This is a genomic window from Nocardioides sp. NBC_00368, assembly GCF_036090055.1.
GTDB lineage: Bacteria > Actinomycetota > Actinomycetes > Propionibacteriales > Nocardioidaceae > Nocardioides.
In genome coordinates, this window is record NZ_CP107970.1 from 629565 (window position 1) to 650999 (window position 21435).

Genomic DNA, 21435 nt, shown 5'->3' on the forward strand with positions numbered 1-21435 from the left:
CTGGACCCGGTGGCGCGACCTCTATTGCGACCAGCTGGAGGCACTCACGAGTGATGAGGCCAGGTCGTGACCGCGCCACGCTGGGTCACCTGCCCGAACTGCGGAGAACAGCGAGATGTGTCGGGGCGCTACACCTCACCAGTCAACCAGGAGCTGGACCAACGCTGGTGGGCCGAGGAACACGAATCCGGCCGATGCGTCGCGGGCACCCCGATGAGCACCGACCGGGAGCAGGGCCCGCGGCGCTGGCATGGGCCCGCGCGCCCGGTGAGGCTGGCGAGGACGTGGGGATCTTGCCGGGGCCAGGTCGTCGATCTCGTGGTGGTCGAGCGCTGGCTCGCCGGCCACGAGGTCGAGATGACTCCAGAGGAGCGGATCGCCGCGATGTACGCCGGCGAGGCCGCGGGCCTGCCCCGCAACGAGATCTGCCGCCGGCTCGGGGAGCACGCATCCCGGCTGGCGAAGATCCTCGCGACCCCCTCACCCATCGACACCACCCGTTTCCGCGGCCTCTACGCCGACGCATTCGCAGGCCTCGCCGACTCTGTATCAGACGAGCCCACTGAGCCCCGCGACGCCACGGATCTTGAGGCCGGCAGTCGTCCTGGAGTCCTCGGCGAGCCCAGGGAGCTGGGAGGAACCGAATGAGCACCGGCGCCCCGAGTCCAGGCCGCCTGCCCGGAGGCTTGAAGCCGCACCAGCGGCAGGTCTTCGACTTCCTGATGACCCACCCCTATGCCGCGGTCTGGCTCGGTGTCGGCAGCGGCAAGACACTCACGGTGCAGCGGGCGCTGTAGACGTTGCGTCCCCGGAGGGCCACGTCCGCATCGTCGCGCCGCTCGCGATCCCGCGCTCGGTGTGGGCCGACAAGATCCGCAAGTGGGCCTCGGAGTCCGCACCCGATCCTTGGTGGTCAACGACCGCGACCGAACCCTGACGCGCGCCCAGCGTCCACCACGGTGCCTACCGGCCTGCCCACCGGTCAGTGCGGGGTTGCCCGGGTGATCACCTGGTCGTTCGGGACCGTCGTGATCGATGAGTCGCAGGGGTTCAAGTCCGAGACCTCCCGACGGTTCCTCGCGCTGGCCTCGGCCCGCGGAGCCATTCACTGGCTGATCGAGTCACTGGCTGATCGAGCTGTCCGGCACTCCGACACTCAACGGTCTGAGATGAAGCGAGATGAGAGGAAAGATCATGCAGCACCTGATCAGCCAGGACCTCACCAATATCAGGACCGGCCTGGAGATCCTCGACCCTTCCGACGAGGAAGCGGCCGAATCCGTCGCCCGCACGATCGACAAGGTCAACCGCATCCACCACGCGCACGGCTACGAGTCCGCCGCCGACACACTCCGGGTCCTCCTCGCCGATGACGAGGACGCACTGGTCGTCGGGGTGCTCGATGCGCACAGCGGCGAGCGGCTCGGCGCTGCCGCCATCTTCAACACTGGTCGCGTCTCGGCCTGGAGGATCCGCGACCCCGAGGTCACCCACCATCACGATGTCGCTCTGCTCATCGAGGTCCTTCGAAACGGCGGTGGCCTGGGCGACTTCCGTGATAGACGTGACCACCGAGATGCTCGCAGCGACCATGAACTGGGGGAGGAGAGGGGCCACGGTGGCCAATGATGAGACCGCGCGGAACGCGACCGCACCCAGCCGGCGCCCCTGTGCATCGTGTCCGTATCGTCGCCATGTCCCCTCAGGCGTGTGGGCCGCGGAGGAGTACGACAAGCTGCCAGCCTATGACCGGCCGACCCAGATGCAGCCGGCCGCGGTGTTCCTGTGCCATCAAGGCGACGGCAGGATCTGCGCCGGCTGGGCCGGCACCCATGACATGGCTCAGAGCCTTGCGATCCGGGTCGCGATCGTCACCGGCGATCTGACCCCCGAGACGGCCGAAGCCGTCCTCGCCTACGCCGAGACACGGGACCGGTCGGTGGAACTATTCGGCACGGGCCAGGAGGCCGCCGACCACGGCAAGGCGGAGATGATCCACCCGTCGGCGCGAGCCAGTCGCATCATCGACCGCCTCGTCACCAAGCGCGACCTCGAAGACGTGCACGACCGTCCCCGGGAGCAGGCTGACTGCTGAGGCACGACCATCCTGCGGCGCGCACGTCCTTCAGAAGGTGCCGTAAGGAGATCGGTCCCCAGATCACTCGATCCAGACGAACGCAGTCTGCACACGACGAGCTGGCCCTGACCGAGGGTCAGTGCCAGCTTCGTCGTACGGCCGTCTGCTCGCCAGGGGCCATGCGTTGCAGCTGCGTCCGCTTCAGTTCGGGTGGATGCCGGCGGCGACATCTTCGCCGTAGGAGGCGCACTTCTTGGCGGAGTTCTGTGCGAACCGTTTGTCCTTGGAGCACATCAGCTGCACCTCGAGGGTGTCACCGTAGAGCATCGTCTTGTACACCTCGGTCCAGAAGTCGTCCGATTCGTAGCGGATGTGCGCGAGCAGGAGCCCGCCTTCTGAGGTCACGTCGGCCTGGCGGCGCACGTTCTGCCACACGGTCTTCATGGCGGGCAGCTCGAACTGAAGCATCTTGTCCAGGTCAGCTGCCGTCGCTTTGCCGCCGGCGCCCCCGGCCTCCAGGTTCCTCACCTGGACGTTCATCGGAGCGCTCAGGTCCTTCTCCTGCTTGTCGTAGTAGGTGTTGACGCTCCGCTTGTCCTCGCCGGCCGCCACGAAATGCCACTTGTCGTCGGGCAGGGTGATCGTCGAGTCCGGGACCCAGATACCAGGGATCTGGGTGCCAAGCTTGGGCGGCCACGTCGAGGGGTCGATCGAGGCCGCGGTTTCCGGGTTCGCCGACGAGCCAGAGCCGGACTCTTCGGTGCCTGCGTCCATGCCGTTCTCGGTGCAGGTCTTGAGGACGCGGTCGAGGTAAGGGCGGCGTTCTGCGCCGGCGGGGGTGGTCGAGCGGAGCTCCTCGGCGGTCGCCTTGAGACTGGGATTCTCGGCGTAGTCGCTCATCATCAGGAACAGGATGTTCCACTGGCCGTCGGTGTCGTCCTCCAGGCTCGGCAGCTCGGTTGCCCGGGTGCACAAGGCCTGGTCGCGCTCGGAGAGGGTCAGCTTGACGGGGGCTTTGCTGGCGATCGTGTCGCCGTCGTTGCCGGTGCTGGTGGTTGATTTCTCGCCGCAGCCCGTCAGGGCGATGGCGGCGGCGACCAGGAGGGCCAAAGCTGTCTTACGCATGGTTGTACGCATGGTTGTACGCATGGTGTCGCTCCGTGGTCAGTTGAACTTGAAGGTGGACATGACGTCGCCGAGGTAGTCGGAGACCTCGGCCCCGGAGGCGTGTGAGTTGAAGGTCCAGTTGATCCAGATGTGCCGTCCGTTGTGGAAGGTGCCGAAGGAGTGCTGTCGGGAGCCCACCTGGCCGCCATCGGGGTCGTACTCGACGAAGTGATACATCTGCTTGCCACCGGCTTTGACGTTCGGCAGACGGAATCCGCGATCACGCTGCTGGAAGTGGGTCGCGACCCCCTCATCGAGGTACTCACCGAACCGGGCCGGGTCCTTGGACGGCGAGCCATCGTCGCCACCACCGAACGAGAGCGGCCGCATCGACTCCAGCATCACGAACCCGGTCCACTCCACCGTGCTCGATCCCCACGGCGGCGCCGAGACGACGACCTTGTCGTCGCCACCACCTCCCGGAGCGCTGAGGTCGGGGAGCGAGGCAAGCTCCTCATCCTCCTTCCACTTCGCTGGCGCCTGGAAGGAGACCTGGGCCTTGGAGTTGGTGAAGGTCTTCCAGCCACTCGGCACCGTCTTCGACTTGAAGGTCTCCACCTTCCCCGGCACGTACGCCGAGGGCACCTGGGTGACGGAGTCGGCCGAGGACGACGGTGATGATGCCGGGGATGATGGCGGTGATGATGATGGAGATGGCGAAGGCGCCGATGCCGATGAGCGCAGGTGGCTGAGGTCTTCAGCGCCTGCCGGCAGCGGTGCGGTGACCGCGAGCACCCCGGCGAGTGCTAACCCGAGCCGAAATGAACGATGAGAACGCAACTGAACCTCCCAAGATCATCGCGAATAGCGAGTTTGACGACGTCTGCGCTTGATGGCAGATGTTTAGGTAAAGACCAGAGTATTTGATCTGATCGACGATTTGGTCGCGAACCCCATTCCGGTTCTTCCGCAGACCAGATTCAGGAATCGAACGCGTGCGTGGCCCGGAGTCATCGCGTACTCGAGATGCGCCGCAGGCGGCGTCGGGTGGCGACAACGACAACAGCTGCAACCCCGTCAGGCGCGGATTCCCGGCTGGATGGGAACTGCCAGTAGCGCAGCCCAGTCGAGGCACGTCGCGGTCCCCAGTGCAGGGCGACCGCGACCTGAACCCGCCACCACTACGCCGAACCGACGCGCTTCAGGGGAGCCGCGCATGAGCGCGGAGACGACGGTCCCCGGAGCGTCTCCGGCAGCTGACCTCCATGAACGACACCGATACGGAGACATCGAAGTGAACATCACGGCCGCAACCACACTGGCGACGACGGCGGCCAAGGCCGTCAAGCAGGCATGCGTCGCGCAAGGAGAGACCATGGCCTGTTTCATTCTCGCCTGGCGCGGCCAAGACCCGATAGGCCTGGTGGCAGTGACCGGACGCCGCCGCGAGTACCTGGCCGCGGCCGAGCTGTTCATCGACTCGCTCGGCGCCGACCTCCTCGCGATGACCGCGGACAGCCGGATGGTCCGGACCCCGACCAATCCCGACACCGGGCAGACCTGGCGACCTGGCGAGATCAGCGCGTACGCACGCGCGCACCCGGACAAGGAGGGCGAGGTGTTCACCGAGGTCCTGGCCACGATCGTGGTCAACCGGGCAGGAGACCAGGGCCACGCGATGAACGCCTATCGCGTCACGCCCTCCCCGTTCCGCGCCGGACACCATCACCTGACTTGGCTCGACTGGGCACCAGATGAGGCGGCGCCCAGCGGCGCCATCCCCGAAGCCCTGGCTGCGGCGATGGGCCGCCCGAGCCTGGACGTGCGCTACGTGCACGCCGGTGGTGACCTCGCCGAGATCGAGCAGTGGCGTGACGAAGCCGACATCGCCACCCTCGCCGCGATGCACCAGCGGCTGGGTTCGGCTGCACGGATGATGCTGTTCGCCGAGCCCGGGACGCCCCGAGACCAGCTGCTGCGCAGCCGCTTGAACCCCGAGCAGATCCGCTGGACGCGCGACCTGGGCCTGTGAGCGACGGCGAGTGACCGGTGAACGACGGTGAATGACCCGTGAGCCACGTGAGTGACGGTGAGTGATTGCGATGAGGCAGCGCCGGGGGACACCTGGTGAGCCGCCGGTACGCCCTCTCGATGTGACCGGCTGACGCCGGTCGCGGGGGAGGGAACGCGGGGTGGAAGACCCCCACAGGTCGTGTGCCTGTGGGGGTCTTGTCATCTCGCGAATGCGGCTGTCCCGACGCATTACCACTCACAGGAGAACCACGAACATGTCCAACACGTCCGATACGTCCTCACCCAGGTTCATGACGCTGGCCGAGGTGGCCGAGGTTCTGAACACCACCGAGACCCAGGTCTACGCCGTGGTCCGCCGCGGCGAGCTCCCCGCCATCAAGATCGGCGGACGAGGCCAGTGGCGCGTGGAACGAACCGTCCTGGAGACGTTCATCGACCAGATGTACGCCCAGACGACCACCTTCGTTTCCGAGCACCCGTTCACCGAGCCCCTGGCTGATACCGGCGACGCCGACCCGACCGCGGAACAACGCGGCGCGATGCCGGTGGAGGAACTCTGCGAAAGCTGAGACCCCCGCCACCGGCCCTGCCAAGGCAACGCCTCGTGCAGGCCGACTCGTACAGGGCGAAGACCAGGACGTGAGGATCAAGGAAGGGAACAAAAGATGACCGCCGCACCGATCCCACCCGCATCCAGCACGTCGACCACGTCCGCCCCGTCCAAGGGCCCTGCCGTACCTCCAGTACCGTCATCGACCACGGCGAGTGCCAAGCCCTCTCGGCTTCTCAACCGCCGCCGGTATGAAGGTCATCCGCGCGCGATCGACATCGCGGATGCGTCCTCGCCGTGGTCGACGCCGTTCCCGCCGAGTCGTACCTGCAAGGTCGTCGACACCTACACGATGTTCGAGGCCTGGGCCAGACGCTCCCCGGACGCTCGGGCTCGCTGGATCCGTAGCCACATCGGTGAGCTGGTCGGCAAGGACATCATGTGCGACTGCAACCTGGAGGAGTACTGTCACGGCCACATCCTGATCGAGATGATCGAGGAAGCCGCGGCCGAACCGAACGCTACGGGCTCCACCCAGACTGCGCCGGCGGGATGGGTCCGGGTGAGCCTGCCGGCCAGCGACGGAACCGACGGGTTGGTTTGCTTCGGCATCGAGGTCTCCGACTACTCACGCCACGGCCGCGTCACCAACGCCGCCACGATCGCGCGATGGATGATCGGCCACACCTGCGCCGACATCGCCCGCTGGATCCGTGAACGCGGCGGAAGCGCCGTACGCATCGACCGCATCCACGCACACCTCGAGCGCACACGCCGCCTCCAAAACGAGAACCAGCCACGCGACAAGCCCTACGACCTGCCACAAGACATGTACCGCGACGTTGCACAGGACGTGCCACGCAGCCGGTCGTCGAGCGAATCGCGCGTGGATCAGGAGGACCGATGAGACTCACGATCTTTCACAACGAGGCCACCGACGAGGCCGGCCGACACACCGCCTGGCTCGAGGGCTACCAACCCGGCGACCCGATGCGCGAGGTGTTCACCTACGAGAGCGACCACACCGAACCGCTCACCGCGCTCGCCCACGCCTGGTGGCTCTTCAACGTCGGAGATGACCCTGACTTCGCCGCCCCGCCCAACCCGGTGTCCCTGGACTACCGGCAGCGCGGCCTGCGCTCACTGAGCCTGGGCGACGCGATCACCGTGTCCGAACCCGAACCCGAACCCGGGCACGGACCTGGCTGTGGCCCCGGCACGACCTACGCCTGCCAGGGCACCGGCTGGGCGATCGCGCCGGACTTCGACCCGTGTACCCCAGCCTGAGGCCACATCGAGCCTCACGTCTGCCTGATCGCTGCTACTCAGCCACGCCTGCTTGATCACAGCGTGGGGATGAGCAGGGAGGCGCCAGCGTAGATGAGGTTTGGGTTCTCGATGTGGTTGTACTCGGCGAGCATCCCGACCGGCACCCCCTTCTCGGCCGAGATCTCCGAGAGAGTGTCACCGGCCCGGATCCGGTAGGTGGAGAAGCCGACCGGATCCGGGCCGGATCCCTCGCCACCGCCAGTCCCACCGCGGGACCCACCCTGGGGGCCATCCTCGGGTTCGTCCTTGGAGTCATCCTTGGGGCCGGGCTGGGCGCCGGGCTTGGTTCCGGGCTTGGTTCCGGGTTCGGCCTGTGGTGGAACCATGGCGGGCGGAGCCTGTGATGGCTTCCGCTCCCGCGCCACTGGCAACTCGAGGGTGCCATCGCCACTGCCCGGTGCCCCCTGACCGGGTTCCTCCGAGCTCAGCGCGATGACCACCTTGTCGGGATCACTGACGATCCGTGCCATGCCCCACCCGGCTCCGAGGACTGCGCCGAGCGTCATCACGCCAGCGGTCATCACCGGGCCGTTGCCGTACCCCATCGATCCCATCCGATCCGCCTTTCTCACGGCCCACCCCGAAACCTTCGGACGCAGGGAACAGGAATGGACCCAATCCATCCCTGAAACATCCATTTACCTTCATCATACAGACGAGTCATTCCGATCGATAGAATCAGACTCGAATGGTGATGAATGATCCAATCAGACCGTGTTTCAGAATTCATTCTGAATAGAAGCGCAGGAAGAAGTGCATCGTCATGTCGAACTACACCGTGTCCGCCTATGACCTCACCGAAGGCCGGTTCGTCATCGTCCGCGGGAAGCTGGCCTACTCCCGGCTCACCCGCCTCATCGAGGGCGCCGAGCTCGAGCGGGTCAACGCACGCAAGGTCGCCAAGGGGATGCTGGCAGTCAGCGCCCCGCACACGAGCGTGACCATCACCAACGCCGAGATGGTTCTCGGCGATGAGAACAACCCCACCCTGGAGGAGCGCTTCGTCGCCGAGCGACGCTACGCCTCGAACGCGCACCCGGGCACGGGGGCGAACTACTCCCTCGACAGCAAGTCGAAGTACCTCCCGGTCATCGCCGTGCTCAACGAGAGCGGCCAGGCCGTGCAGATCACCCCCGTGGGCGAACTCGACGCCGGTCTGGACGTGACCCTGATCCTGAGGGTCTTCAAGACCCCCAACTACTCCAACCGTGGGCTTCGGCTCGACCGCGTGATCGTCAATGAGCCGATTCGCTACTACCGCAGCGCAACCGACGAGGAGCTCGCCAAGCGAGGCCTCGTCTTCGCCGTGCCGCCGCGCCCCGTCGAGGCAACCGCCACGGCCAGCTCAACGTCCGCCGAGGCCGCCCCGACACCGCCGGTTCCGCCCGTTCCGGTTGCTCCTGCCCCAGTTCCGCCCGCCCCGATCGTTAATGCTCCGGTGGCCGCGGCGCCAGCGCCCGTGGTCTCCGCGGCTCCTGAGCCGGGCCCCCTTCACGCTCCCGTCCCGGTGCCGCCCGAGGGGCAGGGGACTCCCGCTCCGTCTGGTGCGACCTCGCTCGGCGAGACGGTCGAGGAGCGGCTGGCGCGCCTCGAGGCGGAGAACGCAACCCTGAAGGGGCAGGCCCACGCACAGACCGGATCCGCGTTTGACCCCACCCCCGACCCCGCAGACCCGTGGGCATCGGCCGCCGAGGCCCCCGACCCCATGGACCCGTGGGCATCGAACCCGGCGACCCCCGACGCGATCAACCACCCGGCGTGAGGCGCCATACCCGACCCAGACGACGAACCCCCGCACCGGCGTGACGGGGGTTCGTCGTCCCTGCATCCAATGACCGCTGGCCGGCCCTGACCCGGCGGACACACGTCAACGACGCACACCACGCACACCGCTCGCAAACCACCAGGCACGGAAGGACTCCCGTGACGATGCCTCGGCAAGATCCGTCGCGACCAGACTCCCTGCGCGAGGTGTTCCCTGGCTTCTACGACAACCCCGCGATCCGAAGCCTGGCCCGGTCGGCGCGGTGGACGGTGTCGGGTCGCCTTGGTGACCCGGGGGATGACTCGAAGGGCAAGGCACCGATCGACATCGTCGAGCTGGCCGAGACCGGCCGGCTGCGAGGGGCCTTCGCCACCGACGAGACCTGCCTGATGCCGCTCGAGGACTTGATCCGGGCACTGCCGCTGGCGGCCAATCACGCGTTCTTTCTCCGGGCGCGGACCGACGGGCTGCTGATGGTCGACATCGAGCCGGACTGCCCGCCAGGGATCGCAGCAGATCTGATCGCGTTGCCAGAGATCGTCTACTCGGAGATCTCGATGTCGCGCCGCGGGTTCCACCTCCTGGCTCCGTTGCCGCCCAACTTCTGGGACCACCCCGTCGCGGCAGCCAAGAAGGTCCTGCGCGAGGAGCACGGCTGGTACGAGCTCCTGCTCGAGCACTGGGTCACCTTCACCCGCCAACCCATCCCCGCAAGCCCGGCTAACGGGGCTGATCGGGCCGTACGAATCGGCCCGGCGAGCGCAGAGCCTGCTGAGGCGCAGCAGGGCGCCGTGTCCCCACAGCCGACGTTCACCAGCCTGGCCGGCGTCTACGACGAGCTTGCTCACAAGGCCGTCGCCACCCTCGCCTCAGCTCGTGACCTCGAGGTCTCCGTGGCGCAGGGGACTGCCGAGGCCCTCGACATCCCGGGTGCACAGCTGATCGTGGGTACGGCCACCGCCCACCTGAGGCTGAAGGACCCCAGGGACTTCGAGGAGGACACCTCCCGCTGGGAGTTCTCCGTCCTCGCCGCGCTGTACCGGCGCCTGGTCCCCGAGATCGAGAAGACCGCCCAGGCACGGGGTATCGCCTACTCCGACTCCGACCACGCGTGGTTGCTCTTCCTGGCCGCGACCAAGGTCCTGCCCCCGCGGGCAAAGCACACCGAACGTCGCAACCAACGCCCCTTCCTGCTGGACCGCGCCGCCGCCCTGATCGCCGAGCGACGGGCCGCGGCGGCCCAACACCAGGCCCAGCAGGACCAGGACGCCGAGAGCCACGACGAGCTCAGAGCAGAGGGCGAGCCCATCGCACGGGCGGATCCGACCGACGAGGCGAGCTGATGGCGCGCAGCGCCATCGGGAGTGGCCGTGGACGTGCCGACTCCTCGCAGATGGCTGCCAGGCAAGGCCGCCCTTCGGGCTCCACCGACGGGTACAGCCCCCCGCTACCGCGTGCAACAGCCCAGTGTTCACCAGCTGCGTGGAGGAGTCCTGATGAGCATCGTCGATCCTGAGGGTCACACCATCGATCTGAACTTGAGCGCTGATGGCGCCGAGCACGTGAGCGTGGTCCTGCTCGCCTGCGGGATGTGGGAGGCCACCTACGCGGTCCTACAGGAGCACTGCGAGGGGATCGAGAGCCCACTGAGTCAAGCGTGTGAGTGGACCGAGTTCCGTGACGCCTCCGAGCGCGAGACCCACCTGGCCGAGTATCGGCTGGGGGAGCGTGACTTCCTGGTCGAACGTTACGAGCACGGCTCGGTGACCTATGCGCTGGTGGGGGAGTCGACCTCGAGTGAGGGCCGCTGGGATGTGGCGGTCGGCGTCGCGGTGCTGACTGTCTCCGCCGACGTCCCCGCCGCCCGTCGCACGAGGTACGCCCGGGACCTACTGCACCTCTACAGCCAATGGTGCCGCGGCGAGCTATGGACCGGACGCCGCGACCTGTTCGACCTCAACGGGGTGCTCCTCGACTTCGAAGACGTCCATGGCTTCTACGCCCCGGCGGAAGCCGCCGTCTCGATGCGCCTGAGATCCACATCGCCCCTCATGCCCTCGGCCACATATCGCGGTGCCGACACCGCATAGGGGCCGCCGCGAGGACCAGAACAACCTCGACCAGCTGGCAGTACCTGTCCGCGCACATCAACGCTCCGTCCCTCTGACGATCCCACTCACGATCCCGTTGACCCTCCCGTTGACGACCACCTGGAAGGAACCAACAGCTCATGCGCTTCAACGAAACCCTGACCGAGGTCATCAAGGCCGACCTGGAGATGGGCATCCCGCCCGCTCTGATGGGCGAGCCCGGTATCGGCAAGTCCTCCTGGGTCGAGTCGCTGGCCTACGAGATGGGCACCAAGGCCTTTGTCCTGCCGTGCAACCAGCTCGCCGACAAGGCCGACCTGACCGGTGCCCGTCTGGTGCCGACCGAGGACGGTGGATCCTTCCAGCAGGTCTTCTTCCCGCACCACGTGATCGCCGAATGCATCGGATACGCCGAGGCGAACCCGCGGGAGTGGCCGATCCTGTTCCTCGACGAGATCAACCGCACCACCGCCGATGTCACCTCTGGTGCGCTGACGCTGGTCACGCTGCGGCGGATGGGGCACGTCAAGCTGCCCGACAACGTCCGGATCATGGTCGCCGGCAACGACAAGGGCAACGTGACCAGCCTGGATGAGGCGTCCCTGTCGCGGTTCTCGATCTACCGCGTCGAGCCGGAGGCCGCCACTCTGATCGAGGTCCTCGGCGACGACATCAACCCGTGGGTCAAGGAGGTCCTGGTCCGGTTCCCGGGCCTGGTCTTCCAGAAGGCCACCCCCTCGGTGATCGCCGTGGACGGTGACGACGATTCCGACGAGGACACCTCGACCTTCGTGGACCTGTTCGACTCCGGTGAGGAGATGAACCAGCTGACCACTCCGCGCACCATCGAGAACCTCTCGCGCTGGCTGAACAAGGCCGATCCCGACCAGCTCGGCCGCTACCTGGCCACCCCCTCGGTGGTTGCCGGCCGCGAGACCACGGTGCTCAACGAGATCATCGAGGCCCACGTCGGAAACACCGAGTTCGCGGTCCAGGTCGTCGCCAAGATCGCCGACGACCTCGCCTCCGGCATGAGCAACACCGCCGGCCCGCGGGTGACCGTCCCGCAGCCCAACTGCTACGCGAGCCTGAAGGCCGCCACCACGGTGACCGATCTGGAGGGCCTCATCTCGACGCTGACCGACAACGAGAAGTCGGGCTGCCTGCTGTTCGCGCTCAAGGAGAACGCCGACAACACCGTCGTGATCGAGCAGCTCGCTCAGGCCACCGACAACATCGAGTCCACGCATCTGCAGACCCTGGTCCAGATGCTGCCCGCCGGACAGGTCGACCAGCAGAACCTCGAGGCACTGCTCAACAGCAGCGCCCCGATCGTCGACTCCCTGCGATCGATCCTCTCGGCATTCCAGTGACCGACCCCCGCAAGCCGGCCCGCGAGAAGGCGTGCGCGCCTGTGCGTGGGCCAGTGAGAAAGAAGGCCCTGTCGTGACGATCAATGTCTCCAACCAGGCACCCGCCGTTCTCGACGCGGTGCACACGATCTCGTGCAAGGGCGACTACGACCCGGCGGACGCGATCAAGCGGGTGATCGCGGATGCGATCACTCAGCCCCTCAACCCCGCGGCGCCCGCCTCGCTGACCGACGCCAGCGGCAACGACCTCGTCGGCCGGATCCCGCAGATGCTGCTGGACTGCGTGGGCGATGTGGCCAACCCGGTGGCCGAGGCCGAGATGAAGGACCTGCTGGGCCAGACCATGCTGCACTTCGATCCGCGCAGCCCATTGCCGGTCGGTGAGCTGTTCGCGGTCCAGGCAGGTGGCCGGTTCAAGATGCCGGCACCGGGACCCACGGTTCTCTACACCGCCAAGGACGACGTGGTCCCCGCGGCGAAGAGCCTGCTCGCCGGGAAGAGCGACGAGGGAGCACTGTTCGCTTCCCTGGCCTATGCCTACCACCCGAACACTCTCGGGTTCTGGTTCCAGTCCAGTACCGCGTTCGATGACTTCAAGGCATGGCTGAGCACCCAGGTCCAGACCATGAGCGCGGCGCTGCCCGGTGAGACGACGAACATGCTCAACCAGTTCGCCACGCTCTCCCTCAAAGGGCTGACCGAGTCGCTGCTGCTCCGCGTCGACGACGCCGACGGGAACACCGAGTTCTCCTTCGCCCGCCTCATCGTCCACATGCTGATGTCCTATACCCAACAGCAGACCCACTCGGCCCAGTCAGCCCCGCAGCAGCCCTCCGCGGCCACGTCCGCCCAGCAGTCCCAGCCGGGACAGCAGGCACCGACGGTGGGGGTGTTGCCGTTCACGGTGGGGGAGCTGTTCTGCCCGCGCTCGATCGTGCTGGTCAACGTCGAGGCGCATGCGCGCGCGAGCCCGGGGAAAGTGACCAAGGAGTGGCGGCTGATCAACACCTCGCTGTCCGCTCCGGTCAAGGTGGTCTCGAACAAGGCGCTGAGCAAGCTGACCGCGATGCCTCGCGCGACGGCCAAGGCTCAGGCCGTCGCCGCGAAGTCGACGCCGGGTGCGCCCGGCAACCGTGCCGCCCACGTGCGGTTCCGCAAGCAGCCACCAACCAGGATCGACCTGGTCAAGGCGATCAACCGGGTGCTCAAGCGGATGGGCATGGTGAACCGGTCCCAGAACATCTTCCGCAGGTCGAAGACGACGTTCCTGAAGGCGAACCGGCGCAACCCCGATGACTACAACAAGCCCGGCAGGATCACCTCGGTGCACTTCATGCCGGACCTGCACATCTACATCGACACCTCCGGGTCGATCAGCGAGGACAACTACCAGCAGGCCGTGCTGATGCTGATCGCGATGGCGAAGAAGATGAACGTCGACCTCTACGTCAGCTCCTTCAGCCACATCCTGTCCGAGGAGAAGCTCCTGCACGTGGCCGGCAAGTCGGTCGCCCAGGTCTGGAAGGAGTTCCGTCGGATCCCCAAGGTCACAGGCGGGACCGACTACAAGCAGATCTGGGACTACATCAACGTCTCCCCGGCACGTAAACGCCGGATGAGCCTGGTCATCACTGACTTCGAGTGGGCGCCCTCCAGCAACCGCGAGGACCATCCGCCCAACCTGTACTACGCACCCTGCTCGGCCATGGACTGGGACATGGTCCTCTTCGCGGTAGGGAACTTCGCCGCCTCGATGAAGCACATCGACCCGGCGATCAAGCAGCGGCTCCTGGGCGTGATCGTATGACCGGCCACCTGCCCGACCGCCGGCCCCAGCAGCGCCCTCAGCAGCGGTCCCGGCAGGCCGCAGGCCAGGAGCCGGGGCACGCGGCTGAGGGCGCTGACCTCGATGAGATCCGTCTCGGTCTGCAGGTCGCGATCGAGCAGTACCGGGCCTCGGTGGCCGACATCAACCGGCTCTCGATGATCGCGCTGCCTCACATCGTCTGGCCCGCCTACCCACGGGCCTCCCACGTGATCGTGGAGGACTCCGACCAGGGCGACTGGCTCTCCTTCAACGCCATTGTCCTGCGACCAGGGCCTACCTCCAGCACCCCGGAGGTCCTCAAGCTCGATGACATCGGCTCGATCGCCGAGGACCTCGACGCAGTGCTGAATGACGTGTTCAACGATGACAAGTGGCTGCGGCAGTGGACCTGCTTCGCATCTACGGGACCCGACGCCCCGCATGTCGGGGCGGGTGAGCACGCACTCGACCTGGACCTGATCCTGCACTGCGGCGGCGACTACCGCCTCGAGGCGGCCCTGCACACCGACCACCACCAACCCGGCACTGAGGCGGGAACGCATCCATGAGCACCACCACGAACACCACCGTGCAGCTCACCAACGAGGAGAGGTGAACTCGATGTTCGAGATCCTCAAGATCCTGCGCGACCTGAACCTCAAGCGCGCGATCGACTGGCATGTCGAGGAAGACACCGAAGCCGGCACCGGGGCCAGCAGCGGGACCAGCAGTGGCTGTCACGAGATCGTCGTCCGCATCCCGATCGACGACGACGATCTGCGGATGGTCCATGACATGCGGGCCCTCTTCGTCCCGGCTGAGCCTGGATGACATCCCGAAGCCTCGCTCGCGCCAACACCTGGCTTTGACCTTCACCCACTCAGAGACCACCACAGATCTGAGGGCATTCCGAGTTCGTACACCACTACCCAGTTCGTAGACAAGGACGGCGATTGCGATGGGTCTGTCCAACTTCACCACCTCACGTGACAACGACGACACAGACGACAAGAACCCGCCAGCCGGTGCCGGGTTCAATCCGTTCCATGGCGGACCTGGCGGACCCGGCGGACCCGGCGGACCCGGCGGACCTGGTGCCGGGGCCGCGGATGAGGACGATGTCGAGCGCATGCTCATCGACTACAATCAGCGCTTCGGCGCCGCGGATCCGGTGCTGTTCCGGGAGGCGCTGATCGAGCAGATGCTCGCGGTGCTGATCGGGAAAGCGAAGGCGAATGTCCTCCTCGTGGGTCCGGCCGGTGTCGGCAAGACCCGCGTCGTGGAGGACCTGGCCCGACGGATCGCGACCGACGACCCGTTGATCCCTGACCAGCTCAAGGACCACACCGTCTTCGAGCTGCCGATCTCCGACATCGTGGCCGGTGCCGGCCTGGTCGGTGCCCTGGAGGCCAAGGTCGCCGCGATCGTCGACTACGCCAGTGACCCCGGCCGCAAGGTCATCGTCTTCATGGACGAGATCCACCAGATCGTCGGGGGCACGACCGGAGCGAAGGACTCGGTCTACGCGAAGATCGCCCAGATCCTCAAACCGGCCCTGGCCCGTGGGGACATGCGTGTGATCGGTGCGACCACCACCCAGGAGGCCCGGGCTCTGGATGAGGATCCCGCGTTCGCGCGCAGGTTCTCACGGCTTGTGGTCGATGAGCTCACCCCGACTCAGACCCGCGAGGTGCTCTCCAGGATCCGTACCGGCTTGATGACCCACTACCGCCACCAGGTCCTCGTCGCTGACGACGTCTTGGACGTGGTGGTCCGCGTCGCCGACGAGAGCGGCCGCGCAGATCTGCACCGCCCCGATTCGGCCATCACCCTGCTCGACCGGGCCATGGCGAACCGGGTCCTGGAACAGCGCCGCCTGATCAACGAGACCGAGCAGCAGATCCTCGAGGCAGCCGCGGCCGGCGACACCAACCGCGTCAGCAGTCTCAAGGCCCTGACCGCGTCCCTCCAGACGAGCTCGGTGCCGTTGACCGAGGCCCGGGTACGCGGCGTCGCCCAGCAACTGCTGACCGGCAACGCCACCAAGCCGCCTTTCGACGCGGCCGAGCTGCGCGCCGAGCTGCTGGGAACGCTGCGTGGCCAGGACGAAGTCCTGGAACGGCTGGTCGACCAGCTGGCCCGCGAGGAGCTGAACGTGTTCGCCCGCACCACACCGATCGCCTGGATGCTGGCCGGCGCCTCCGGTGTGGGAAAGACCCAGGCGGCCAAGATCATCGCCGAGCGTCTGACCGGCCAGGAGCCGATCACCTTGAACATGGCCGAGTACCACGACTCCCACCTGATCAACCGGATCATCGGCGCACCAGCCGGCTATGTCGGTTCGGACTCGAACGCCGAGCTGCCGTTCGACTCCTTGGAGTCCAACCCGCACCGGGTGATCCTGCTCGATGAGTTCGAGAAGTCCGCTCCCGCCGTCCAAAGGCTCTTCCTCTCCGTGCTGGACCAGGGTCACCTGCGCACCAGCCGTGGTCGACTGCAGGACTTCTCCAAGGCACTGGTCATCGCCACCACCAACGCGGCCCGAGAGTCACTGGACGGCGACAGCCTCGGATTCGCCGCAGCCCCGCGCCAGATCGACGCCAAGTCCCTCAACCGGGCGCTGGCCGATCACTTCGACCCCGAGCTGCTGGGACGGTTCTCGCTGGTGGTCGGATTCAACCCCATCGACGCGACCACCTACGCCGACATCGTCTCCTCCACCTACCAGCGGCAGCGCGACCACATCCTCACCGACCGGCCACGCCTGGCACCAGTGCTACCTGCAGCGATCCCCGACCAGGAGCTGCACAGGATCGTCGAGGCCACCCACGTCCTCTCTCAGGGCGCACGACCGGCAGTCAAGGCCGTACGCACCTACATCGAGGACGCGCTCCTGAGCCATCAGCCTCAGCCAGTGACCCCGCCAGCGACTCAGCCGACGACCCCGCCGACGACCCAGCCGACGACCCAGCCGGCCGGGACCGGGCAGCCCATCGGGCCAGCTTGTCTGCTGGAGGGATCGGACGACGAGGGGGGCTTGTGATGGCGCAGCGACTGTTCGAGGCACGCGTCGCGGGTCGCCGACCGGTCGATGCGGCTGTGAACGATCGAGGCACGCTCGCTCCGGCGCGGGGAGAGAGTGCCTGACGGCACTCACGGGAATGGCACAGGGGGGAGGTGCGGGCGGGGTTGTGAACCCGCCCGCACCTCGTCACCGCCTACTCGAGGCTGGGCTGATCGCTCACGCATCGTTCGCAGGCATCTCGCGGGGTGCTGGGTAAGGCGCAGGCAACCCGTTGATACCTCATTTGAAAAGACGAAGAATGATTAGAAAGACATCATTCCATCGTTTCTCCCGAATGATTAGTGGCTGATTCCATGAGTCATTCCAGGTCATTGTTCGCACGTCCTCATGAGAGCAGGCGTCATGCCCATCATCCTCGAAGACCTCGACCTCGATGTCGCGGCGAGCCTCGACCCTGCGGCGGTCACGCCGAAATTCTTCTCCTCGAAGTTGACCGGCGCCGGCAAGAAGACCGGCCTGCTCAACGAGGCACTGCTGCCGGTGAACACTGTCACCAGCGCGGCCTACCTGCCCCACCCGAGCATCGAGGTGAAGGCCAACCACACCGAGAACGGGGTGACCAGCTCGGTGATCCCGTTCGCGCCGCTGACCCGCCGCGCCGTCTCGGTCACGGGCCGCAGGATCACGCTGCCGGTCCCGCCGACCGGTACTCGCTTCCGGGTCGATCCTGGTCCGGCTGTGTCCTCCACGTGGGAGGTCTACTTGGACATGACCCCGCAGGGCTCGGTGCTCTACGAGGAGCGGGTCGACGACACGCCGGTGCGCAGCTTCGTGATCCAGTACCGGATCGAGCTCTACTTCCTCAAGGCTGGCTTCAGCGCCGAGCGGGCTGTCCTCGTCGCCCCGAACCAGGGCCCCGGCAACTTCGACGCCGCGGTCGTGGTCGAGTGGGACACCAGTCCGCTGACCGGTGCCCTGGGCTGGGTCAACCATGTCCTGGCCGGTGCCGGAGGGTCGGTGAGCAACGCCGACGAGCTCGATGAGTGGCTGCGCGAGTACGACATCCACGCGGCGATCACCCGCCAGGCCGAGATCTGGAACGGCGAGGAGATCGCCGAGGAGATCTGCGCCTACGTCGAGGACGCCGCCGGCACCACGGATCGCGACCACCTCAACGCGATCGCCCAGCTGATGCGCTACCTGGAGAACTACAACGTTCCCCTCGACGCCTACCGCACGATCCACAAGGCCATTGAGGCCTGCTTCCCCGCCGACGTGGCCGGTGAGCTGTCCAAGCAGAACCTCAACCTGCTGATGAACCACACCCTCGACCAGCTCGACCGGATCCGGCCCACCTTGGCCGCCCCCGTCGTACCCACCGTGCCGGGCTGCGCGCCGGTGCTGCCCGCACACCTGTCGGCACAGCAGCGCGAGGCCGTCTCGACGACCGAGCCGCTGGTGATGACCCAGGCAGGTGCGGGCACCGGCAAGTCCACGGTGATTCTGGATCGGATCGGGTTCTTGACCCAGTGCGGTGTTGACCCAGCCGAGATCACGGTGCTGTCCTTCACCAACGCCGCCGCCGACAACATCACCGACCGCAACCCCGACGTCGGGTCGATGACGATCGCCCGGATGATCCACGACATCTACGCGCTCAACCACCCCACCCACGAGCTCTCCAGCGTCGACACGATCATCAACAGCATCGACATCTTCTACCCGAACAACTCCTTCGCCGCGACGCTGCGGGGCCTGCTGCTCAAGGTCGCCAAGAAGGACGCGCACGCCTCCACCGCCTTGAACACCTTCCTCGAGAACAACTTCGACGCGGTGATCGCGCTGCTGGACCGGATCAAGCAGACCTCCCTCGAGCTGGAGATCGTCATCTGCTACCAGCGCATCGACACCATGGTCGAGCCCGCCCACGTGGCGTGCCGCTACCTGATCATCGACGAGGTGCAGGACAACTCGATCTTCGAGTTCATCTACCTGCTCAAGCACGTCACCAAGAACGCCCAGTCCCTCTACATGGTCGGCGATGCATCCCAGACCCTGTACGAGTGGCGCTTCGCCAACCCCCGCGCCCTCAACACCCTGGAGTCCTCCGGCGTCTTCGCGACCTACAAGCTCTCCACCAACTACCGCAGCAACCAGGAGATCCTCGACTTCGCCAACATCGTCCTCGGCGGCCTGGAGACCAACCGGTTCGCCGAGATCCAGCTGCGGGCCAACGACCTGACCGTCCCGACCGCCGACTCCTTCCAGGAGAAGGTGACCCTGGACTACCGGGCCTTCCCGCGCCTGCGCGAGTTCGAAGAGGACCTGCCCCAGATCCTGGCCAACGCCGTGGTGCCCGACTACGTCCGCGGCTGTATCGACCGAGGCGAGCAGGTCGCGTTCCTGGCCTACACCCGGCGCGCCGCGCTGACCGCGCAGCAGGTCTTCGAACAGGCCTTCCCCGGCAAGCACATCGCCAACCTGACCTCGGAGAAGACCTACGCCACCGACGTGTTCAGCCAGTTCATCAAGCACTACTGGAACGACGTCCTACAGGTCCCGCCCGCCTCCGCGCCCTTCGCCATCGACCAGGGCATCGTGAACAACCTGGACAAGCTGACTCGCAACGCCGCCAAGGCCGCTCCAGCGATCATCAACATGGTCCGCGAGTGGTGGGTCCGCAACCAGCCGGTCATCCAGGCATGGCTGAGCCTGCACGCCACCGGCGGCATGAGCGAGGCCGAGTTCTTCGAGCAGCTGCGCGACAACCTGCTCGGCTACGAGATCTCCCACAACGCGGTGCGCCAGTCGCTGATGAACCAGAAGAACCGCGAACGCAAACAGCGCAACGCCGAGGCCAAAGCAGACCTGGTCGTCTCCACCATCCACGGCGCCAAAGGCATGGAGTTCGACAACGTCGTCGTCCTGCACAAAGAGGACACCACCATGGCCCAAGACATGCGACGGCTCTACTACGTCGCGTTCACCCGGGCGATGAAGTCGATGCACGTGCTCAGCTACGGCACGGTCGCCAAAGCCCCCATCCAGGCCAACTACGACACCCTGGTCACCCTGCTCGAGCAGCGAGACGCCGCCAACGCCGCCCGCTCCGCAGATGCCGCAGATCTAGACAGGGAAACCCCCGATCCGCTGGACCACGACGCCTCCCCGCAGCCGAACACCTCAGCTCCTCGGCTCGCCGTCGGTGCTACCCCGGACGACCCCTACGACCCGCTCGAACCCGACGTCATGGCTCACGCCAGTTGACCCATCGCCGGCTGGCCGAACTTGGCCGGCCGGCTCCCGGGCGTTCTGATCCGGGTCGAGCTGGTCCGGTGCCGTTGCCGTAGAGCTCGCTCTGATCTCCTCTCTGAAAGGAAAGAGCATGAAGTCCAGCACATCGATCCTCGCCGACTGTGGGGCCCAGATCCCGGGGCGTGGGTCGAGTGGCCGGGGCATCCGATGACCTGGCATGAGGGCAACGAGCCTGTACCGGCGGCAGGGCCGATCCGGCACGTGGCCATCTTCGACCGCGGAGTGCTTGCACTTCGCCGCTGGTTCAGGAGCCGTACCGCTCGCCTCGAGGCGGTCGTGGAGGCGCTGACCGAGTCGAGGCTGGGGGAGCGGGTCGGCGTGCTGCTTGTCCGGGACCTGACCTTCAACATGTTCGACCACGACCCCGACGAGGTCCTCGCCACCATCGCCGACATCTGCCGACCCTACGGGCTGCACATCACCACCGACCCACCCCCGGCGCCGCGACAGGGCCACACCTCGGTGCTCGGCGCCCACCCCGGTATGCCCCTCAGGACCGGGCATCGCGCCGATCGACCCGATCACCTTGAGCAGGTCGATCGCCTCGACCTCGGGTACAGCGACTCGACCGCCGAGATCGCGACGTCGACCTACTTCACCGTCCGTACCGACTATGCGCCGGACACGACTGTGCGCGAGCACTTCGCCACCGCCGAGGACCGCCGCCAGTCGCTCCTGGAGCGCGCCGACATCTTGATGTCGCGACCCAACATGATCCCGCCCATGGTGCTGGCCGACGAGAACCGCCTGGCCGCACTGATCTGCCTGTTCATCGAACCGGCCACGGTGAGGCTGTACGAGACGACCGCCGAGGAGTTGCGCCCACAATCCCGGCCCAGTTCCTGGCCCGACCCATGCCGCGACCCTCGCCCCGGCCCGCGTATCGACCCGGGCGTTGAGCCCCGCCGCGACCGCGGTCAGCAGCCATGAGGACCACCCTCACCACCGACATCCCATCAGGTC

Annotated in this window: 21 protein-coding genes and 1 pseudogene; 19 read left to right on the plus strand and 3 right to left on the minus strand. The window is 66.7% G+C overall.

The genetic code is table 11. From position 1 onward, the window contains the following. Window positions 1-213: 213 nt before the first annotated feature. From OG984_RS02895 to OG984_RS02910, 4 genes are all read left to right on the plus strand, one after another. A complete protein-coding gene (locus OG984_RS02895; RefSeq protein WP_328530148.1) occupies window positions 214-648 on the plus strand; it encodes a hypothetical protein in 435 nt (144 codons plus the stop codon). Then, window positions 645-797 (plus strand): hypothetical protein, encoded by a 153-nt coding sequence (locus tag OG984_RS02900; RefSeq protein ID WP_328530149.1) that lies wholly within the window; start codon window positions 645-647, stop codon window positions 795-797. Before OG984_RS02895 ends, OG984_RS02900 begins: the two co-directional genes overlap by 4 nt. A 382-nt stretch (window positions 798-1179) precedes the next feature. Next, window positions 1180-1629: a hypothetical protein gene (locus OG984_RS02905; protein WP_328530150.1), complete on the plus strand. Its 450-nt coding sequence runs from the start codon at window positions 1180-1182 to the stop codon at window positions 1627-1629. Next, window positions 1565-2095 (plus strand): DUF6283 family protein, encoded by a 531-nt coding sequence (locus tag OG984_RS02910; RefSeq protein ID WP_328530151.1) that lies wholly within the window; start codon window positions 1565-1567, stop codon window positions 2093-2095. Before OG984_RS02905 ends, OG984_RS02910 begins: the two co-directional genes overlap by 65 nt. Window positions 2096-2278: 183 nt before the next feature. On the opposite strand, the gene OG984_RS02915 is transcribed toward OG984_RS02910, so the two are convergent. Beyond that, entirely contained in the window at window positions 2279-3202 is a 924-nt protein-coding gene (locus tag OG984_RS02915; RefSeq protein ID WP_328530152.1) for a hypothetical protein, read from the minus strand. Window positions 3203-3241: 39 nt separating this feature from the next. Beyond that, window positions 3242-3829, minus strand: a complete 588-nt coding sequence (locus OG984_RS02920) for a hypothetical protein (RefSeq protein ID WP_328530153.1) — start codon at window positions 3827-3829, stop codon at window positions 3242-3244. A 730-nt stretch (window positions 3830-4559) separates the two neighbouring features. On the opposite strand from OG984_RS02920, the gene OG984_RS02925 reads away from it, so the two are divergent. The 5 genes and pseudogenes from OG984_RS02925 to OG984_RS02940 all read left to right on the plus strand — a co-directional run bounded on the left by OG984_RS02925 (window position 4560) and on the right by OG984_RS02940 (window position 7055). Further along, window positions 4560-5216 carry a hypothetical protein gene (locus tag OG984_RS02925; protein ID WP_328530154.1) on the plus strand — a complete coding sequence of 219 codons (657 nt, stop codon included), beginning with the start codon at window positions 4560-4562 and terminating at the stop codon, window positions 5214-5216. Between the two features lie 292 nt (window positions 5217-5508). Then, the gene (locus OG984_RS02930) at window positions 5509-5787 is read left to right on the plus strand and encodes a helix-turn-helix domain-containing protein (RefSeq protein WP_328530155.1); all 279 of its coding nucleotides are present in this window, start codon (window positions 5509-5511) and stop codon (window positions 5785-5787) included. A 96-nt stretch (window positions 5788-5883) separates the two neighbouring features. Beyond that, window positions 5884-6246 (plus strand): annotated as a pseudogene (locus OG984_RS29480) (DUF4326 domain-containing protein); the annotation flags it as partial. A gap of 12 nt (window positions 6247-6258) precedes the next feature. After that, window positions 6259-6675 (plus strand): hypothetical protein, encoded by a 417-nt coding sequence (locus OG984_RS02935; protein WP_328530156.1) that lies wholly within the window; start codon window positions 6259-6261, stop codon window positions 6673-6675. Next, the gene (locus tag OG984_RS02940; RefSeq protein WP_328530157.1) at window positions 6672-7055 is read left to right on the plus strand and encodes a hypothetical protein; all 384 of its coding nucleotides are present in this window, start codon (window positions 6672-6674) and stop codon (window positions 7053-7055) included. The genes OG984_RS02935 and OG984_RS02940 overlap by 4 nt, the downstream gene beginning before the upstream one ends. A 56-nt stretch (window positions 7056-7111) precedes the next feature. Here OG984_RS02940 and OG984_RS02945 read toward each other — a convergent pair whose 3' ends face one another. Then, window positions 7112-7651, minus strand: coding sequence for a LysM peptidoglycan-binding domain-containing protein (locus tag OG984_RS02945; RefSeq protein WP_328530158.1), 540 nt, complete (start codon window positions 7649-7651; stop codon window positions 7112-7114). 209 nt (window positions 7652-7860) lie between these two features. On the opposite strand from OG984_RS02945, the gene OG984_RS02950 reads away from it, so the two are divergent. The 10 genes from OG984_RS02950 (at window position 7861) to OG984_RS02995 (ending at window position 21402) form a co-directional block, all read left to right on the plus strand. Then, window positions 7861-8859 carry a hypothetical protein gene (locus tag OG984_RS02950; protein ID WP_328530159.1) on the plus strand — a complete coding sequence of 333 codons (999 nt, stop codon included), beginning with the start codon at window positions 7861-7863 and terminating at the stop codon, window positions 8857-8859. Window positions 8860-9026: 167 nt separating this feature from the next. Further along, window positions 9027-10205, plus strand: coding sequence for a hypothetical protein (locus OG984_RS02955; RefSeq protein ID WP_328530160.1), 1179 nt, complete (start codon window positions 9027-9029; stop codon window positions 10203-10205). A 153-nt stretch (window positions 10206-10358) separates the two neighbouring features. Continuing rightward, the gene (locus OG984_RS02960; RefSeq protein WP_328530161.1) at window positions 10359-10952 is read left to right on the plus strand and encodes a hypothetical protein; all 594 of its coding nucleotides are present in this window, start codon (window positions 10359-10361) and stop codon (window positions 10950-10952) included. A gap of 140 nt (window positions 10953-11092) precedes the next feature. Then, entirely contained in the window at window positions 11093-12325 is a 1233-nt protein-coding gene (locus tag OG984_RS02965) for a MoxR family ATPase (RefSeq protein ID WP_328530162.1), read from the plus strand. Window positions 12326-12398: 73 nt separating this feature from the next. Then, a complete protein-coding gene (locus tag OG984_RS02970; protein WP_328530163.1) occupies window positions 12399-14132 on the plus strand; it encodes a vWA domain-containing protein in 1734 nt (577 codons plus the stop codon). Further along, window positions 14129-14701 carry a hypothetical protein gene (locus OG984_RS02975; protein ID WP_328530164.1) on the plus strand — a complete coding sequence of 191 codons (573 nt, stop codon included), beginning with the start codon at window positions 14129-14131 and terminating at the stop codon, window positions 14699-14701. The genes OG984_RS02970 and OG984_RS02975 overlap by 4 nt, the downstream gene beginning before the upstream one ends. A 52-nt stretch (window positions 14702-14753) precedes the next feature. Further along, window positions 14754-14963 (plus strand): hypothetical protein, encoded by a 210-nt coding sequence (locus OG984_RS02980; protein WP_328530165.1) that lies wholly within the window; start codon window positions 14754-14756, stop codon window positions 14961-14963. 127 nt (window positions 14964-15090) lie between these two features. Next, window positions 15091-17175 carry an AAA family ATPase gene (locus tag OG984_RS02985; protein WP_328530166.1) on the plus strand — a complete coding sequence of 695 codons (2085 nt, stop codon included), beginning with the start codon at window positions 15091-15093 and terminating at the stop codon, window positions 17173-17175. Between the two features lie 384 nt (window positions 17176-17559). Further along, a complete protein-coding gene (locus OG984_RS02990; protein WP_328530167.1) occupies window positions 17560-20424 on the plus strand; it encodes an ATP-dependent helicase in 2865 nt (954 codons plus the stop codon). Window positions 20425-20619: 195 nt separating this feature from the next. After that, on the plus strand, window positions 20620-21402 hold the full coding sequence (locus OG984_RS02995) for a hypothetical protein (RefSeq protein ID WP_328530168.1): 783 nt from the start codon (window positions 20620-20622) through the stop codon (window positions 21400-21402). Window positions 21403-21435 lie beyond the last annotated feature (33 nt).

Bases quoted from the DNA above. Each gene is read 5' to 3' on its own strand.
- OG984_RS02895 (WP_328530148.1), top strand. From the start codon at position 214: ATGAGCACCGACCGGGAGCAGGGCCCGCGGCGCTGGCATGGGCCCGCG.
- OG984_RS02900 (WP_328530149.1), top strand. From the start codon at position 645: ATGAGCACCGGCGCCCCGAGTCCAGGCCGCCTGCCCGGAGGCTTGAAG.
- OG984_RS02905 (WP_328530150.1), top strand. From the start codon at position 1,180: ATGAGAGGAAAGATCATGCAGCACCTGATCAGCCAGGACCTCACCAAT.
- OG984_RS02915 (WP_328530152.1), bottom strand. From the start codon at position 3,202: ATGCGTAAGACAGCTTTGGCCCTCCTGGTCGCCGCCGCCATCGCCCTG.
- OG984_RS02925 (WP_328530154.1), top strand. From the start codon at position 4,560: ATGGCCTGTTTCATTCTCGCCTGGCGCGGCCAAGACCCGATAGGCCTG.
- OG984_RS02930 (WP_328530155.1), top strand. From the start codon at position 5,509: ATGACGCTGGCCGAGGTGGCCGAGGTTCTGAACACCACCGAGACCCAG.
- OG984_RS02935 (WP_328530156.1), top strand. From the start codon at position 6,259: ATGATCGAGGAAGCCGCGGCCGAACCGAACGCTACGGGCTCCACCCAG.
- OG984_RS02940 (WP_328530157.1), top strand. From the start codon at position 6,672: ATGAGACTCACGATCTTTCACAACGAGGCCACCGACGAGGCCGGCCGA.
- OG984_RS02945 (WP_328530158.1), bottom strand. From the start codon at position 7,651: ATGGGATCGATGGGGTACGGCAACGGCCCGGTGATGACCGCTGGCGTG.
- OG984_RS02950 (WP_328530159.1), top strand. From the start codon at position 7,861: ATGTCGAACTACACCGTGTCCGCCTATGACCTCACCGAAGGCCGGTTC.
- OG984_RS02955 (WP_328530160.1), top strand. From the start codon at position 9,027: ATGCCTCGGCAAGATCCGTCGCGACCAGACTCCCTGCGCGAGGTGTTC.
- OG984_RS02960 (WP_328530161.1), top strand. From the start codon at position 10,359: ATGAGCATCGTCGATCCTGAGGGTCACACCATCGATCTGAACTTGAGC.
- OG984_RS02965 (WP_328530162.1), top strand. From the start codon at position 11,093: ATGCGCTTCAACGAAACCCTGACCGAGGTCATCAAGGCCGACCTGGAG.
- OG984_RS02975 (WP_328530164.1), top strand. From the start codon at position 14,129: ATGACCGGCCACCTGCCCGACCGCCGGCCCCAGCAGCGCCCTCAGCAG.
- OG984_RS02980 (WP_328530165.1), top strand. From the start codon at position 14,754: ATGTTCGAGATCCTCAAGATCCTGCGCGACCTGAACCTCAAGCGCGCG.
- OG984_RS02985 (WP_328530166.1), top strand. From the start codon at position 15,091: ATGGGTCTGTCCAACTTCACCACCTCACGTGACAACGACGACACAGAC.
- OG984_RS02990 (WP_328530167.1), top strand. From the start codon at position 17,560: ATGCCCATCATCCTCGAAGACCTCGACCTCGATGTCGCGGCGAGCCTC.
- OG984_RS02995 (WP_328530168.1), top strand. From the start codon at position 20,620: ATGACCTGGCATGAGGGCAACGAGCCTGTACCGGCGGCAGGGCCGATC.